This is a genomic window from Abiotrophia defectiva ATCC 49176 (assembly GCF_037041345.1).
Taxonomy (GTDB): domain Bacteria; phylum Bacillota; class Bacilli; order Lactobacillales; family Aerococcaceae; genus Abiotrophia.
Genome location: NZ_CP146287.1, coordinates 1,031,719 through 1,047,137 on the forward strand (window position 1 = coordinate 1,031,719; position 15,419 = coordinate 1,047,137).

Below are 15,419 nucleotides of genomic sequence, written 5' to 3' on the forward strand. Positions count from 1 at the left end.
ATCAGGCTTTTCTTTTATATAAAATATGTATGATTAATCCAGGTAGTCAACGACTTGAACCTTGTTAGTAAAGCGCGTCATACGCTGACGGATTTCGTCCATAAGGGCTTGTCCATTGGCAATATTGTATTTCTGCCAGTCAGCCAGTGGCACAACCAGGTATTCATTAGACTCTGGTAGGCCAATATTATAAGTTGGCATAAAACGCATGCTATCCAGAATAACCTTACCATCATTTAGCTTACGGTAGGTAAATTCTGTGATCCCCCCTACCTTGGTTGCTGTCTCATATTGACCAGTCAGGAAGTTACCATGTGAGAAGAGTCCCGCTTGAGATTCATTATAGTAGATAAAAGGCTCTAAAACGTGTGGATGACCACCTAAAACGAAGTTAGCACCAGCATCACGAGCCATTTGATGAGTAGCTATTTGGTCTGCCGTCGGCATGGTCTCATACTCTTCACCATTTTGAATAATAACTACGGAAACATCGACCTTGCTATTCAAGTCTTTAATCTCAAGTGGAATGAGCTGCTTGTCAATCAGTGTTGCCAGATACTGTTGATTCTGAGGGCGCTCCAAGCCATTGAGGCCATAAGCATAGGCCAGAAAACCAACCTTAATGCCGTTTCGTTCAATGATGCGAGGCGTATTATAGTCCTCCCAGCTCTCATAAGAACCCACGTACATCATGTCCCTTTGTTTGAGGGCTTTAATGGAAGCTAATACCCCTTGTGCCCCCATATCCATGGTATGGTTGGACACATTGTTGACGATATCTACCCCAACATTTTTAAGGGTGTCAACAATCTGTGACGGTGCATTGAAGAAGGGATAGGTCCCTAAGCCAACGGACTCCCCTGCTACAATGGTTTCCATATTAGCGACGGTAATATCGGCATTTTCTAAATAGGATTTGACTGGGGCTAACATGCTATCAAAATTATAGCCATTGGCAGTTCGCGCCCGTTCATAGACAAAGTCATGCAAGAGAATATCGCCAATGGCGCGCACGCGGACTGTTGATCCCTCTTGGCTCGACTCACTGCTTTGGCCTACGGACTGCATGGCTGACTCATTTTTATCAATGGTCATTTGAGCCTGAACCAATGACAGAGGCGTCCACAAAGTCAATAGACTCATAACTAAAAGAAGTTTGCGCTTCAACTTGAATTTGAATACTTGCTGGGCTTGCTTATTTCTTAGCTGCATAGGCGATTCCTCTCTTATTCTTGGATAGTAAATTTCCCCTTATCATTGACATAGTTGGGGATGGACCAGATACCCTTTTTGGCATTCTTTGCTTGCTTTTGGGCCTGTCTCAGGGTCTTTTCTTGACTGTTGTTAGGAGGATTGACATAGGAAACTGAAGCCAAACCTTCCTTGACTAATTCTAGGGAAACTAATTTGTCATCGGCATAGACATAGGCAAGCGCCCGGTCATAATCATCGGCATAAGGCCCCTTGTCGAACTCAAGGCTGACCTGCTTAGCATTGGTCAGTAATTCTTGGTTGCGATGGGCCGCATCTTTACCATATGGTTGAGGCTTGAGACCTTCCTTAACCGATTCTGGCGTATCAATCATCAGATAACGGGTCCGAAATTCGTGGCCATTTAATGAAAGAACGACCGTATCCCCATCTACAATGCGAACAAAGTTAACTGGTATTTTCTGGCCTTTTGGTAGGACTTGATAGTTGGTCCCAGTAAAAGCCTTGATATCAATCTGGTCACTAGTAGAGCCAGAATTTTGCTCTCGTTGGCTAGACTCAGGGTTGTGATTCTTGTCCTTAGGGCTATCCTGGCCACCCGGACGGAAATACCAGATTAGCACCAGAATTAAGAGACCAATGACTAAGCGAATCCAATCTTTAGCTGTGTAGTCTTTAAAGTTCATACATCCTCCTAGGGGCTTACGATTTTTTGCATATGGTGGTAGTCATGGCCTGAGAAAGTGACTAGGTCTCTGACCTCAAAGCCCAAGCGACGGTAAAGGGCCTTGGCTCTGGGATTGACTAAGTCGCAATTAAGGCCCAAAACAGTTCCTGGTTTGTGAATAGTTTCTAGATGCTTGATAAGGGAGCTCGCAATGCCAAATCCTCGAGCTTGAGGAGCTACGACTAGCATATCAATGTACCATTCATCGTCTCGACTTTCACGAGTCAAAGAGAAATCTCCTAACTCTGTGTGATCACCAAAATGTTGCTCTATGAGACGGTCATAAGTGGATTCTAAGTTACCAGGGTAACCTAAGACTAGACCCTGAATCTGGCCTGTATGTCTAGCTTGATAGACCCAACAATTTTGGTAATTATACTTTTGCTTAGTATCTAAGAGATGTTGAATCATAGCCTGTTTAAAAGTCTGAGAATCTAAAGTCACAAATGGTTCAAACTCCATATCCTGCCAGATTATGACCATCAAATCATAGAGAGCAGGCACATCACTGGCCTGGGCTGGGCGTATCATAGGGCACTTCCTAACATTTACAAAAATTGAAAAACAAGCCCAAACCAAGGGCCTGGACTTGTTCTAAAGCTTAAAATACATAGGTTGCTTCTTCGGACGGAATTCGTCTTACTTCAACCTTAGTCCCTGCTTGAGCCTGACTATCCAGCCAATCCATTTCCTCTTGGCTTAAGGAAGTTGAGGCTGCAATATGACGTTTGCCAGGTGACATATCCAAGTTACCGATATTGATATATGGGATTTTAACTCCCGCAGCTACCAAGCTACGTAGGTCTTGGATATTCTCAAAAATGAGTAACATTTTTTTATCTGAAGACAGATTAGGCAGCTTGTCAATGGCTTGTTGTAAGGTGTAGTAGCGTGTATGGTAGTCATCTGGAACAGCCATATCTAGCAAGCCTTGTTGTACCTTGTTTTGTGCAACCGCATCGTTGACGACAATGATTGTATTGATTTCGAGTTTACTGCACCATCGAACTGAAATCTGGCCATGAATGAGTCGATTATCAACTCTGGCCATTTCGATTGTTGGCATTGAGATTTCCTTCCTCTCATGACTAAATACTTTCTACAATCAATAGTATAATGCTATTTAAGGCTAGATACAACTGTATTGATGGAATCTTAGACATTTTTAATTTATCCTTTTTAACTTTTAGGACATTTTTAGTGATTATTATCCAAAATTGAGGTATACTAAAAAGGTAAATATGTTATAAATATTAGGGGTGATCCCATGTACATTAAGACATCTGCTTTTGCTCATGCTGACTATTTTGATACCCTCACTAATTTTGAATTTGATGGTCATAAGCATACAAAAAAAGCCCTCACCATCAATCGCCAGAAGTCAGATAGTTTTCTGAAATTTCCTGATACTGTTACGATTACCGCTCACAGTGGTATTGCGCTGATCATTATGACCCACAATCCCTATCTAGTGGACACTTACCAAGAGTTTGTTTTACAAGGCTCGATTGAGTTACATGCTAATATTTGCTTTAACATCTTATCTATTACAGATGAATGTAGCATTCTTTTAGAACCCCGCTTTAACCATCGTCCAGAATTAGTGGCTGCTAAGCAAGCCCTTAAAGTCAGAGACTTTGTAGAAGAAATCAAAATTGAAAAAGTCTATGGTTTCTTCTATCAAGTCAAGACTGCTCCTTACCGTTTCGTCAACGATCAACATGACTACTTCGAAATGACCATTGTTGACCAAGGTGAACTTGTTCATGAAGTAGAAGGCCTGAAGCATGTTGCCAAGCGGCATGATTGCATGCTCTATTATCCTAATCAGCGACACAGCCAAATGGTTAAGAAAGATGGCGTATCTACCTATCTATCCATTATGTTCCAAGCAAGTGGCATTAGCCCTGAACTAAAAAATAAAATTGTACATCTCAGCAATCACTACACCCAAGTTATCGAAAAAATGGTGGAATTATCTAATCGTCCAAGTGCACCCTTTTACGCTGATGAAATGATTACACTCTTCAAATCGGTCATTATCCAGATGCTTAAGAGTGATCAAGCCTTCTATGATGAACCAAGTACTTCTATGCGAGAAAATTACGAGAACGAACTCTTCCAGTCCATTGTCGATTATCTACATCATCATGTGGAAGCTGAGAATCAGGTAAATGATTTGGTTAATCACTTCAGTTTATCGCGCTCAACCCTACAGTTGTTATTTAAGAAATATGCCAACATGACACCTAAAAACTACATCAACCAACTTCGCCTAAAGCGTAGTAAGCTTCTAATCAAAGAATCTAAATTAACCCTATCTGAGATTGCTGAAAGCTTGGGATACGGGTCCCTACAGTACTTTTCACGAGTCTTCACCCAAGAATACGGCATGAGTCCTTCACACTATGCAAAACAACTTCTAAAATAAAAGAGCCCGGTTTACTCTATAAGGCGTAAACCGGGTTTTTTCTTTTTATGCTAATTGTTCAAGCATATCTGGACGGAAACCAAAAAATGGTTCAACACCGTCCGCTACGACTACAGGTAGCGATTGGAAGCCTAGAGCTTGTACACGAGCTAGGGCATCGCTATCTTGCATAACGTCTACAGCTGTATATTCCAGATTGTGCTGATCTAAGAAACGCTTAGTAAAATCACACTGCATACAGTTTGGTTTTGAGTATACCGTTATTTTCTTCATCGTTCGAATCCCTCCTTCGAATTTACTTTACTATCATACCCTGTTTCGAAGGAAAAGGCAATCTATATATAGTAAAAATTTTTGGTTTAACAAATTTTACCTACTACATATAGTGCTGCTTCACGAACGTTAAGTTGCTTCTCTCTAGCCAAAGTTCACTATTTTTCAGATGAGTTTTCTGTCTTTTTTAGTTTTCCGGAAGAGTTGCATCACTAATACTATGATAAATAAAGGGCGCAAGGGGGAAACGATGCCCCAAATAGAAATTTTCAGTGATGGCTGTCCCCGTCAAACTACTAAGATAGTCCACTAAAATTGGTCTCTGTCCCTTATCGTCCAATTCATTGAATTGTCCCAGACAAATTTCGCTTAAATCATCTAAAGTAATTAACTGACTAAGCTGGACTAGCATGGACTGAATTCGCTCTAAGGAACCCGAACTAGCTTCTAGGTATAAGCGACGCCCTACTATATCTTGTGGCCAGAAACTAGTACCAGCTAGTTTGAGAAAACAACGAATGTTTCCGCCAAAAGCTTCCAAATTGTCTCCAGGCTTATTTTGCAAGAAAGCCTCAAAGTTAGCACGCGAAGCAGGATCTAAGACCAATGCCAGGGGAAAGAAATTCACTGGCAGAATCATGTCATGAGCCAAACAGGCATTAAGAATCACACTATTATCACTGTAACCCATATAGTAGACGGGCTTTTGACGATTTAGCTGCTGGAAGAATTTTTGCGGCAAGTCTGCTAAGGTTTGATTAGCCAGGTCTCCACCTGTCAAATCCATTATCCAGTCGACCTCAGAATCAGCTAAGGCCTTTGCCAAATAGTCTGCCCTAAGCTCTGCTGGACAGTGACCACCCGTTTCCTGATTTAGCCAAATACTAGGCTTAATCGTAACCTTGGCACCATATTGACTGGTCAGGAGCTTCACCAAAGCATCCAGATTATCTTGAGCTTGAGTGGTCTTAGTCTTGCCATTTGAGCACCCTAGTAGCACGACATGGCTAGCTTGTAAAAGTGTCATATGCGACTCCTTTCATTACAATGGCGCTTGGGCTTCAGCTTCAATCAAGTCTTCCAGATGGCGATAAAGGACAGGAGCCGACAAGTTCTTGACTTCATCCTGGTCATAGATATGCTGAATCTGCCCCTTATGCATAAGCAGAATACGGTCGCAATATTCAATGGCATCTGGCAACTGGTGAGTAATCATGAGCGCCGTCAGCCCTTCTTTCTTAATCAGGTCAGAGGTCATTTGCATAACCTGACGAGAAGTACGCGGATCTAAAGCGGCAGTATGCTCATCTAAGAGTAAGAGTTCTGGTCTTTTAAGTGTTGCCATGATTAAAGCGATAGCTTGGCGTTGGCCACCAGACAGGGCTTCAATCGGCACATTTAAGCGATCTTCCAATTCCAAATGGAACTGACTCAATATATTTCTCATGGCCTCATAGTTATCCTTAGTAAGTGATCGCTTAAAGCCAGGTTTTTGGCCCCGTCTAGAGGCCAACATAAGATTCTCAAAGACCGTCATACGTGGGGCGGTCCCCATGCGCGGATCCTGGAAAAAGCGGCTAATGAGGGCTGCATTCTTGCTTTCAGCTTGGTTACTAATAACTTGACCATTTAGTAGAATACTACCTGAGGTCACAGGTGTATGGCCAGTCAAGCAGTTGAGTAAGGTAGACTTGCCTGCCCCGTTAGTTCCAATAATCCCCAGAATTTCACCCTTTTGGACTTGAAAAGAAATATCACTTAGTACCTGTAAGGGACTATCCTGCATACGATAGAAGGTCTTGCTAATAGATTGTACATCCAGTTGTATCGTCATTATCCTATCCTCCTATCTTAATTTTTTAGCTTGAATTTTCTTACGCATAGCTGGCAAAGCCAAGAAAATGGCTAAAACTAAGGCAGATATCAAGCGGAAGTCAGATGGTAAAAAGCCTAGCTTGAGCACGGCCACCAAGAGTAAGCGATAAAGGACGGAACCCACGACAATGGCACATAGCCTCATAGATAGGGTCAGCTGTTTGAAGAGCATCTCCCCAATAATAATGGAAGATAGCGCGATGATCACCGTCCCAGTCCCCATATCCACATCAGCATAACCATTCTGTTGGGCAATCAGCGCCCCACTTACAGCAATAATTCCGTTGGAAGCCATGAGGGCTAAGCATTTCATCAACTTAACCGAAATCCCTAGACTGTGCGCCATAACTTCATTGTCCCCTGACGCAACCATGGATTGACCTAAATCAGTCTTAAAGAAATAACCCAGCAAAAGAATGACAATCAGGGTTAGGATGGATCCCACGAGGAAAATGCGACTAGTAGAATCTGCCATTAGGCCAGTTAATAGATCGTAGAGAGTCTTAACCTGGCGCAAACTCAAGTTGGCCCGCTCCATAATACGTAGGTTGATAGAATAAAAGGCAGTTAAGGTAATAATTCCCGCTAAGAGGGATGGGATTTCGAAATAGGTCATCATAAGCCCAGTGACCAAGCCTGTCAGCATCCCTGCCACAAAAGCAGTAATCAGGGACAAGACAGGGTGCAAGCCTAGGGTTAAGGTTTTGACTGCGACTGCCGCCCCAACCGAGAAGGAAGCTTCACTGGTCAGATCGGCAAAGTTCAGAATACGAAAGGTAATGTAAAGCCCAATCCCCATGAGGCTGTAAAGCAGCCCCTGAGCGATGGCACTATAATAAATTCCCATATAGAAATTACTCCTTACTTAAGTCCTTAAATTGAGAGCTTAGGTCGCTTGGTAATTTAATGCCTAGCTTCTCTGCTGTTTGTCCGTTATAGACTTTGACTGTTTCTTTGGCAAATTCGATTGGTAAATCAGAAATTTTGGTGCCATCAATAATTTTGAGACCTAAATCTGCTGACTGCTTACCAATATTAGTTTGGCTGATAGCGACTGACAAGAGGGCCCCTTCTTTGACTGCCTTCTCGTAAGTTGGAAGAACAGGAATCTTGGCCTTGTCGGTAACATCTAAAAGTGTGCTAATCGAACTCGCAATGGTGTTATCCGTTGGAATGAAGATGGCTTGGCTCTTACTTGCCAATTCCTCAGCAACTAAAGCCATATCATTGGTTGAGTCAATGGTCTTGACTTCCACCTTGTAGCCTAATTTTTCAGCAATAGCTTTGGCTTTTTCTACTTCAGCCTTGGCATTGTCTTCACTAGTAGTATACATCATCCCAATAGTTTTAACATCTAAGTCAAGGGCCTTAAATTGCTTGAAGAGATCTTCTAAAGGCGCAAAGTCACTGACCCCAGTAATATTGCCGTCTGTCTTGTCTAAGGCTGTCACTAATTTGGCGCTGACAGGGTCCGTAATACCAGCTAAAACAATAGGAATTTTGTTGGTAGCTTGTTGTAAGGATTGCGCCACAGGAGTGGTAATAGCAAAGATTAAATCTGGCTCTTTCGCCACTACTTCTTCTGAAATGTTATGAAGTAGATTCATATCCCCTTCCGCATTTTGGAAATCAATTTCTAGGTTATCCCCTTCTTTGTAGCCATGGCTAGCAAGGGATTCCTTAATCCCACTGGTAATTTCATCCAAGGATGGATGGGTCACAAGTTGGACGATGGCTACTTTTAATTTGGCAGGTGATGCATGCGCCACTAGGCCTTGGCCTGCAATAAGAATTAAAGCAAAGAATAGTGCGACAAATTTAACTACTTTTTTCATGATAAATCTCCTTTTCTCTAATAAAAATTAGTTAGCAACAAAAAATCCGACGCCAGCTATGCGTCGGATTAGAAGTCCTATCTAAAAACCTCTGGATCATCTACGCATAGTCTTGACTCAGTGTCTATGCAGTAAACAGAGGTGTTAGGCTACATAGATACAGCAGTATGTTAAACTGGGCTGTATCCATTGGAAATGTTCCAAGTCTACAACCTATCTATGCCAGAATTGCCAGTATTTTGTTGCTTGTGTTTGACTTTGAAACATTTGCCTCAACCTTTCATTATTTTATAATCCTAGTTTAACCTTGTTTGCAAACAGTGTCAAGACTAATGTGGAAAATTTTTATTCTTTAACTTCCATGGCTTGAATAAGCTCCGGACTTGGCGTTACACTTAGCGTTTTCTGTCCTTCGTAGATAACATAGCCAGGTTTGGCCCCATTTGGTTTTCTTAGAAACTTAACCTGTAAATAGTCTACTGGAACATTGGCTGACTGCTGAAATTTAGAATAATAAGCTGCTAGCATAGCCGCTTCTGTCAGGGTTGTATCTGAAGGCTGGTCAGATTCAATAATGACATGTGAACCAGGAATATTCTTAGCATGTAGCCACCAGAAGTTCTTATTGGCCTGTTTAAGGCTGAGCTGATCATTCTGGAGATTATTACGCCCTACTAAGATTCGTGTCCCATCACTTGCTTGATAAAGCCGAGGGCCTAAGCCCTTTTCCTGGCGGCGTTTTTTGAGATTTTGTTGCTTGGCACCCAAGTAGCCTTGCTCCGCTAGTTCTAGGCGAATTTGGGCCACATCCTGAAGGTCAGCCCGACTAAGTTGTACTTGGACAGACTCCAAATAAGCAATTTCTTCTTGTGCAAGCTGCCTTTGGAGTTCGATATGCTTGAGGGCATCGCGGTACTTGGTATAGCGCTTGAAATAAGCTTGGCTATTTTCAATTGCCGTCTTACGCGGGTCCAAGTCAATCTCTATCATTTGGTCATTGTCATAATAATTTGGTAAAGAAACTTGACTCTGCCCCTTTTGGATTTGATAGGCGTAGGCAGACAGCAATTCACCTTTGATTCGATAGCTTTCTGATTGAGAAGCCACAGCTTGATCTTGATCTAAATTAGCTAGTTTAAGTTGGTTACGATCGATTAAGTACTGCAACCGTTGGTTTAAATCTCCCGTCATTTGTTTAATACGGTCCAGCCGAACACGCTCTGCATAATAGAAAGCAATCAAGCCTGACAATGACTCATAGGCAGTCCATTGGCCAGCAACAGCTGCCAAAGGCGTCATATAAAAATCAGGTTTGTCGGCCTCTAAGAAATAGGCGCCACCGGCATCCACAGCCTGGCAGAAATCAGCTAGTAGTTTATCCCAACTTGCCCCTTCTTGGACTTGGGACAAGAAGGATTGACTGGCTAGTCGGCCTAGGCCCTGAATGTTGGCTTGAACCTGACCTAGGCTAGTCGCACTAGCTAATCGCTCAGCTAGTTCTGCTCTATCCACCTGGCTGAGCTTAAACAAGTTGACTTGTTTCTCATCTTGAGGTGGCCGACGATAGTCAGCGCCGGGCTGCAACAAACGATAGGAATTTAAAGCCATAGGAACATGTTTAAGACAGTCAATGATACGTCCCTGCCCATTAACCAGAATCACATTAGAATGTCGCCCCATTAGTTCAATAATCAAGCGATAGACCTGGCTATCCCCCAACTCATCTCGTCCCGTAAAATGCAGCTCAACAATCCGATCATTCTCAACCTGTTGAATATCTAGTAGAACGGCTTGCTCTAGGTGTTTACGTAAGAGCATGCAGAACATTGGCGCGTGTTCGGGGTTAGAAGGACGTTCGTCTGTCAGATGAAGTCGATAGTATTGAGGATGAATGGAGATGAGTAGGCGGAAATTTTGGCGTTGTGATCGAATGACTAGCTGCAGCTCTTGCTCAAAAGGTTGATAGATTTTAGCAACTTTCCCTCCTATCAAGTGAGCACCTAGCTCCTTAACCAAGGCATGAGTCAAAAAACCATCAAAACTCATTCAATCACATCCTTCCATAAATCTTGAATAAAAGAACAGCGCCTTAAGCACTGTTCTTAGTGTGAGTCACTTAAACTACTGCTCAGCCACCATTTGCTCTAGCACCTTGAAGAGTTCTTCGCGAGGAACAGAACCTTGCCCGCGCTTGATAATTTCGCCTTTGGCGTTGAGAATATAGGTTGTTGGTAGGCTGACAGCATTAAAAGCAATTTGGTTCTGACGTTGATCGTCATAATAGATTGGTAGGTCAGTCAAGCCAGCTTCTTTCAGATAGGCTTGTGCCTTCTCTGCTGTTTCGTCCGGATGACTACCGGTTGCATTAATCATAACGAAATTTACTTTATCGCCGTATTGACGGTAGGCTTCTAGAAAATAAGGCATCTCTTCGCGACAAGGTGGACACCAAGAAGCCCAAATATTGATAATAGTTGGTTTGCCAAATTTTGATGACAAAGTAATGGTATTGCCTAGTTCATCTAACAACTTAGTATCAGGGGCAGATGGTCCCTTACGTTCAGGTTTATTTACTCCACGCACAGCTTGACTACTAGAAGTCGCAGAACTAGCGGCCTCACTAGAGGAAGAATCCGCCTTAGCAACTTGTGAGCTAGATTCCTCAGATGAGTTAGTAGACACGGCTACTGAAGCAGGTTCCTGATTCGATTGGTTGGCTAGCCAGATACTAGCCCCAACCACTATTAAACCTAAAACAAGTAATACTGGATAAAGTAATTTCTTAATTTTGTTCATAAAAGATCCCTTTCGGCAGATAACTAGCGAGCTGCATAGCTATCAGTTAATGGTGGTACAATTTGTTTTTTGCGTGATACTACCCCTGGCAGTTCTAGTTGTTGGTCCACTACCTTCTGACCAAAAGCGGCTTCCAAAGCAGATACATCTTGGCCTACAACTAACCCAAAGGAGTTACTATCTAAGACGTCTGTGACTACTAAGAGGAAGAGTTCATAGCCTTTTGCCTCAACTTCCGCTTGCATAGCCTTTAATAAGGCTTCTTTACGAGCCAAGAGATCAGCAAAACCAATGGCATTGACTTGGGCAATCCGTACTTGGTGGCCATTCATGTCAAAGCTCTTAGCATCTAAGTTGAGTAAGGTTTCTTCAGACTTGCTAGCTAAGTTTGTCCCTGCCTTCAACAAGTCCAAACCGTAAACCTGTGCGTCAATACCCGCCAGTTTTGCTAAGGCTTGTGCCGCATCTACGTCTTCTGGTGTGCAAGTTGGTGATTTGAAGAGTAAGCTATCAGAGATAACAGCAGACAACATGAGACCAGCAATTTGACCAGGAATTTCAATCCCTGCTTCGCCAAACATCTTGTAAAGGACAGTAGCAGTACAGCCGATTGGCTCACAACGATAGTATAATGGTTGTGCAGACTCAAAACCAATCCGGTGGTGGTCAATGACATAGTCTACTGTTAACTCAGCTAAATCATCAATAGACTGGCTGGCTTCATTATGGTCCACTAGGGCAACGTGGGCACCTGTTCCTGCCGCTGATTCAATCACACGAGGTGCTTGAGCCTTGAAGTAGTCAAGGGCAAAAGCCGTTTCCTCATTAGGTGTACCAAGTGCCACCGCCTCAGCTTGGTGGCCTTTTTGGTTGAGGTAGTAGGCAAAAGCAATGGCAGATGCAATGGTGTCAGTGTCTGGATTTTTATGTCCGAAAACTAAATATTGGGTCATGTCAGTGGATCCTCCTATAAGATAATTACTGCCTTAATTTTAACATGTAGCTGGGAAAAATTATAGCCCCAAAGAGGTCCAGGCAAAGTCCCTCATACCCTTTTATTTTACGCTTTCACAACTCTATTAGCAAATTTCCCGCCTATGACTTGTGCACAAAATAAATAGCCCTTAGTGATAGTAACTCACTAAAGGCTATTTCAAGGCTTAAGCTGTTAGATAACCCCGATAAGAAGCAGTTTCTAGAATACGCTTGGCATTTTCCACCCGATCTGGTGTTGGAGGTTCAATCCCCGCCAACCGGTACTTAATCCCCAGGGCTTCGTACTTGTAAACCCCTAACTTATGATAAGGTAAGACTTCAAATTTCAAGACGTTCTTAAGCGTCTTAACGAAAGCACTGAGCCGAATTAAATATTCATCAAAGTCAGTCCGTTCAGGTACCAAGACATGGCGAATCCATACTGGTTGACCAATATCCGATAAATAGTGAGCCAAATCCAGAATGTTCTCATTAGGCTGACCAGTTAACTTACGGTGGCCATCTGAATCAATGTGCTTAAGATCCAAGAGAATTAAATCTGTATACTTAAGCAATTCATTAAATTTACTAAAGAATGGCTCCTTGCGGGTGAATGGCCCCCCACAAGAGTCTAAAGTAGTGTGGACACCATTGGCTTTACAGATTTTAAAGTATTCAATAATGAAGTCAATCTGTAAGAGAGGTTCTCCCCCACTGACCGTAACGCCACCCTTCTTACCCCAGAAATCTTGGTATTGAACGGCCTCGTCAAAGAGTTGTTGCGGCGTATAGTCATGTCCCCCACGCGTCGCCCAAGTATCAGGGTTGTGGCAAAATTCGCAACGTAGGCGGCAGCCCTGCATGAAGGTAATAAATCGAATGCCTGGGCCATCCACGGACCCAAAACTTTCGGTTGAATGGACATGACCAATTACTTGTGTTGTGGCTGTGTTCCCAAATTGCATTACATTTATCTCCTTACCTATCTCTATATAAAGGGCAAAAGCGACGAGTTGCCCCGTCACTTTTCCCAGTCAAGACTCGACTATTACATTTGGCTATGCATAGTCCGGTTGATAACGTCTAATTGTTGTTCACGGGTCAACTTAATGAAGTTAACGGCGTAACCAGATACCCGGATGGTTAATTGTGGGTAGTTTTCTGGGTGCTCCATCGCATCCACTAAGGTGTCGCGGTTGAATACGTTGATGTTGAGGTGGTGACCACCTTTTTTAGAGTAACCATCCAACATGTTGGATAAGTTTTCTTGTTGCACATCTTCTTCCTTCCCTAAGGCACGTGGGATGATGGAGAAGGTGTTAGAAATACCGTCTAATGCGTAAGAGTATGGTACTTTCGCAACAGATGATAAGGAAGCCAAAGCCCCGTGAGTGTCACGACCGTGCATTGGGTTAGCACCTGGTGCAAATGGTTGACCTGCACGACGACCATCAGGTGTGTTACCAGTCTTCTTACCATATACAACGTTAGAAGTGATGGTTAAGATAGAAGTAGTATGTTGCGCATTGCGGTAGGTTGGGTGCTTCTTAACTTTAGTCATGAAGCGTTTCAAGAGATCAACCGCCAATGTATCTACGCGGTCATCGTTGTTCCCATATTTAGGGAAGTCGCCTTCTACTTCAAAGTCAACTACAACGCCGTTTTCGTCACGGACAGTCTTAACTTTACCGTATTTGATAGCAGACAAGGAGTCAGCCGCAACAGAGAAACCAGCGATACCTGTCGCCATAGTACGGTGAATGTAGGTATCTTGAACCGCCATTTGAATGCGTTCATAGCTGTACTTGTCGTGCATGTAGTGGATACAGTTGAGGGCATTGACATAAAGACCCGCCAACCATTCCATCATATCATCATATTTTTCCATTACTTCATCAAAGTCTAGGTATTCAGAAGTGACTGGTTGGAACTTAGGACCTACTTGGGCTTTAGATTTTTCGTCGATACCACCGTTGATTGCGTAGAGCAAGCACTTAGCTAAGTTAGCACGAGCGCCGAAGAATTGCATTTGTTTACCAACACGCATTGCAGATACACAGCAGGCAATGGCATAGTCATCACCATATTGTGGACGCATTACTTCGTCGTTTTCGTATTGAATAGCTGAAGATTCGATAGACATCTTAGCCGCAAAAGTCTTGAAGCCATCTGTTAAATGTGGTGACCAAAGCACGGTTAAGTTTGGTTCTGGTGCTGGACCTAAGTTAGATAAGGTGTGGAGGTAACGGAAGGAGTTCTTAGTTACCAATGGACGACCATCCAAGCCAACACCGGCAATGGATTCAGTTACCCAGGTTGGGTCCCCAGAGAAGAGTTCGTTATATTCAGGTGTACGCATGAATTTAACTAAACGTAACTTCATGATGAAGTGGTCAACTAATTCTTGCGCTTCTTCTTCTGTCAAAGTACCATTGCGTAAGTCACGTTCTACGTAGATGTCTAAGAAGGTAGAAGTACGACCCAAGGACATAGCTGCCCCGTTTTGTTCTTTGATAGCAGCTAAGTATGCTAAGTAGAGCCATTGGAAAGCTTCTTTAGCGGTAGTTGCTGGTTTAGAAATATCAAAGCCGTAGATTTCCCCTAATTTCTTAAGGTCTTTCAATGAACGATATTGTTCTGACAATTCTTCACGCAATTGTAAGATGTCATTAGTCATAACATCGCAACCGATGTTGTTGTAGTCTTTGAGTTTTTCTTCCATCAAGCGGTCAACACCGTAGAGGGCAACACGACGGTAGTCACCGATGATACGGCCACGACCGTAAGCATCTGGTAAACCAGTGATGATCCCAGATTTACGAGCTGCACGCATTTCTGGCGTATAAACATCAAATACCCCTTGGTTATGTGTTTTGCGGTATTCAGTAAAGATGTGAGAAACTTCTGGATCAACATGGAAGCCATAAGATTCAGCCGCTTTCTCAGACATACGAATCCCACCAAATGGTTGTAAACCACGTTTGAATGGTTTGTCAGTTTGGAAACCAACCACTTGTTCCTTGTCTTTATCTAAGTAACCAGGACCGTGAGAAGTGATGGTAGATACAACAGAAGTATCAGTGTCTAAGACACCACCCGCTTCACGTTCTTGCTTGTTCAAGTCCATTACTTGTGCCCATAAGTCTTTGGTAGCTTGAGTAGGACCTGCTAAGAAACTATCGTCTCCTTCATAGAGAGTATAGTTTTGTTGGATGAAATCGCGCACGTCGATTTCTTCCTGCCATTTTTTACCTTTAAAGCCTTGCCATTGTTCCATAGATATCCTCCTTAACTG

At 42.9% G+C, this 15,419-nt stretch carries 15 protein-coding genes; 1 reads left to right on the forward strand and 14 read right to left on the reverse strand.

The features are described 5' to 3' along the window. Positions 1–33 precede the first annotated feature (33 nt). The 4 genes from V7R82_RS04830 to V7R82_RS04845 all read right to left on the reverse strand — a co-directional run bounded on the left by V7R82_RS04830 (position 34) and on the right by V7R82_RS04845 (position 3,005). Positions 34–1,212 (reverse strand): CapA family protein, encoded by a 1,179-nt coding sequence (locus V7R82_RS04830; RefSeq protein ID WP_291427923.1) that lies wholly within the window; start codon positions 1,210–1,212, stop codon positions 34–36. A gap of 14 nt (positions 1,213–1,226) precedes the next feature. Beyond that, positions 1,227–1,898: a thermonuclease family protein gene (locus V7R82_RS04835; protein ID WP_338541621.1), complete on the reverse strand. Its 672-nt coding sequence runs from the start codon at positions 1,896–1,898 to the stop codon at positions 1,227–1,229. 8 nt (positions 1,899–1,906) lie between these two features. Then, positions 1,907–2,470, reverse strand: coding sequence for a GNAT family N-acetyltransferase (locus tag V7R82_RS04840; protein ID WP_291432365.1), 564 nt, complete (start codon positions 2,468–2,470; stop codon positions 1,907–1,909). A gap of 70 nt (positions 2,471–2,540) precedes the next feature. Next, the gene (locus tag V7R82_RS04845; protein ID WP_070755591.1) at positions 2,541–3,005 is read right to left on the reverse strand and encodes a PTS sugar transporter subunit IIB; all 465 of its coding nucleotides are present in this window, start codon (positions 3,003–3,005) and stop codon (positions 2,541–2,543) included. Between the two features lie 201 nt (positions 3,006–3,206). Here V7R82_RS04845 and V7R82_RS04850 point away from each other — a divergent pair, with 201 nt between their 5' ends. Further along, positions 3,207–4,370 carry a helix-turn-helix transcriptional regulator gene (locus tag V7R82_RS04850; protein WP_338541626.1) on the forward strand — a complete coding sequence of 388 codons (1,164 nt, stop codon included), beginning with the start codon at positions 3,207–3,209 and terminating at the stop codon, positions 4,368–4,370. 45 nt (positions 4,371–4,415) lie between these two features. Here the strand turns inward: V7R82_RS04850 and nrdH are convergent, their stop codons facing one another. From nrdH to pflB, 10 genes are all read right to left on the reverse strand, one after another. Continuing rightward, on the reverse strand, positions 4,416–4,643 hold the full coding sequence (gene nrdH, locus V7R82_RS04855; RefSeq protein ID WP_070755589.1) for a glutaredoxin-like protein NrdH: 228 nt from the start codon (positions 4,641–4,643) through the stop codon (positions 4,416–4,418). A gap of 187 nt (positions 4,644–4,830) precedes the next feature. Then, a complete protein-coding gene (locus V7R82_RS04860) occupies positions 4,831–5,670 on the reverse strand; it encodes an LD-carboxypeptidase (protein ID WP_338541629.1) in 840 nt (279 codons plus the stop codon). A 15-nt stretch (positions 5,671–5,685) separates the two neighbouring features. Beyond that, positions 5,686–6,477 carry an ABC transporter ATP-binding protein gene (locus V7R82_RS04865; RefSeq protein ID WP_338541631.1) on the reverse strand — a complete coding sequence of 264 codons (792 nt, stop codon included), beginning with the start codon at positions 6,475–6,477 and terminating at the stop codon, positions 5,686–5,688. A gap of 12 nt (positions 6,478–6,489) precedes the next feature. Further along, positions 6,490–7,365: an ABC transporter permease gene (locus tag V7R82_RS04870; protein WP_338541633.1), complete on the reverse strand. Its 876-nt coding sequence runs from the start codon at positions 7,363–7,365 to the stop codon at positions 6,490–6,492. Between the two features lie 7 nt (positions 7,366–7,372). Then, positions 7,373–8,353, reverse strand: coding sequence for an ABC transporter substrate-binding protein (locus V7R82_RS04875; RefSeq protein WP_338541634.1), 981 nt, complete (start codon positions 8,351–8,353; stop codon positions 7,373–7,375). Positions 8,354–8,698: 345 nt separating this feature from the next. Next, entirely contained in the window at positions 8,699–10,399 is a 1,701-nt protein-coding gene (locus tag V7R82_RS04880) for an NFACT family protein (RefSeq protein WP_338541636.1), read from the reverse strand. Positions 10,400–10,474: 75 nt separating this feature from the next. After that, positions 10,475–11,149 (reverse strand): TlpA family protein disulfide reductase, encoded by a 675-nt coding sequence (locus V7R82_RS04885; RefSeq protein ID WP_291427943.1) that lies wholly within the window; start codon positions 11,147–11,149, stop codon positions 10,475–10,477. Between the two features lie 23 nt (positions 11,150–11,172). Next, positions 11,173–12,102, reverse strand: coding sequence for a manganese-dependent inorganic pyrophosphatase (locus V7R82_RS04890; protein ID WP_338541639.1), 930 nt, complete (start codon positions 12,100–12,102; stop codon positions 11,173–11,175). A 207-nt stretch (positions 12,103–12,309) separates the two neighbouring features. After that, positions 12,310–13,089: a pyruvate formate-lyase-activating protein gene (gene pflA, locus V7R82_RS04895; RefSeq protein WP_338541641.1), complete on the reverse strand. Its 780-nt coding sequence runs from the start codon at positions 13,087–13,089 to the stop codon at positions 12,310–12,312. Positions 13,090–13,172: 83 nt separating this feature from the next. Continuing rightward, positions 13,173–15,401, reverse strand: a complete 2,229-nt coding sequence (gene pflB / locus V7R82_RS04900) for a formate C-acetyltransferase (RefSeq protein WP_314942958.1) — start codon at positions 15,399–15,401, stop codon at positions 13,173–13,175. Positions 15,402–15,419: the final 18 nt, after the last annotated feature.

Excerpts from the sequence above, each read along its gene's own strand:
- V7R82_RS04890 (WP_338541639.1), bottom strand. The coding sequence starts at position 12,102 with ATGACCCAATATTTAGTTTTCGGACATAAAAATCCAGACACTGACACC.
- V7R82_RS04865 (WP_338541631.1), bottom strand. The coding sequence starts at position 6,477 with ATGACGATACAACTGGATGTACAATCTATTAGCAAGACCTTCTATCGT.
- pflB (WP_314942958.1), bottom strand. The coding sequence starts at position 15,401 with ATGGAACAATGGCAAGGCTTTAAAGGTAAAAAATGGCAGGAAGAAATC.
- V7R82_RS04845 (WP_070755591.1), bottom strand. The coding sequence starts at position 3,005 with ATGCCAACAATCGAAATGGCCAGAGTTGATAATCGACTCATTCATGGC.
- V7R82_RS04835 (WP_338541621.1), bottom strand. The coding sequence starts at position 1,898 with ATGAACTTTAAAGACTACACAGCTAAAGATTGGATTCGCTTAGTCATT.
- V7R82_RS04880 (WP_338541636.1), bottom strand. The coding sequence starts at position 10,399 with ATGAGTTTTGATGGTTTTTTGACTCATGCCTTGGTTAAGGAGCTAGGT.
- V7R82_RS04850 (WP_338541626.1), top strand. The coding sequence starts at position 3,207 with ATGTACATTAAGACATCTGCTTTTGCTCATGCTGACTATTTTGATACC.
- pflA (WP_338541641.1), bottom strand. The coding sequence starts at position 13,089 with ATGCAATTTGGGAACACAGCCACAACACAAGTAATTGGTCATGTCCAT.
- V7R82_RS04870 (WP_338541633.1), bottom strand. The coding sequence starts at position 7,365 with ATGGGAATTTATTATAGTGCCATCGCTCAGGGGCTGCTTTACAGCCTC.
- nrdH (WP_070755589.1), bottom strand. The coding sequence starts at position 4,643 with ATGAAGAAAATAACGGTATACTCAAAACCAAACTGTATGCAGTGTGAT.
- V7R82_RS04860 (WP_338541629.1), bottom strand. The coding sequence starts at position 5,670 with ATGACACTTTTACAAGCTAGCCATGTCGTGCTACTAGGGTGCTCAAAT.
- V7R82_RS04885 (WP_291427943.1), bottom strand. The coding sequence starts at position 11,149 with ATGAACAAAATTAAGAAATTACTTTATCCAGTATTACTTGTTTTAGGT.
- V7R82_RS04875 (WP_338541634.1), bottom strand. The coding sequence starts at position 8,353 with ATGAAAAAAGTAGTTAAATTTGTCGCACTATTCTTTGCTTTAATTCTT.
- V7R82_RS04830 (WP_291427923.1), bottom strand. The coding sequence starts at position 1,212 with ATGCAGCTAAGAAATAAGCAAGCCCAGCAAGTATTCAAATTCAAGTTG.
- V7R82_RS04840 (WP_291432365.1), bottom strand. The coding sequence starts at position 2,470 with ATGATACGCCCAGCCCAGGCCAGTGATGTGCCTGCTCTCTATGATTTG.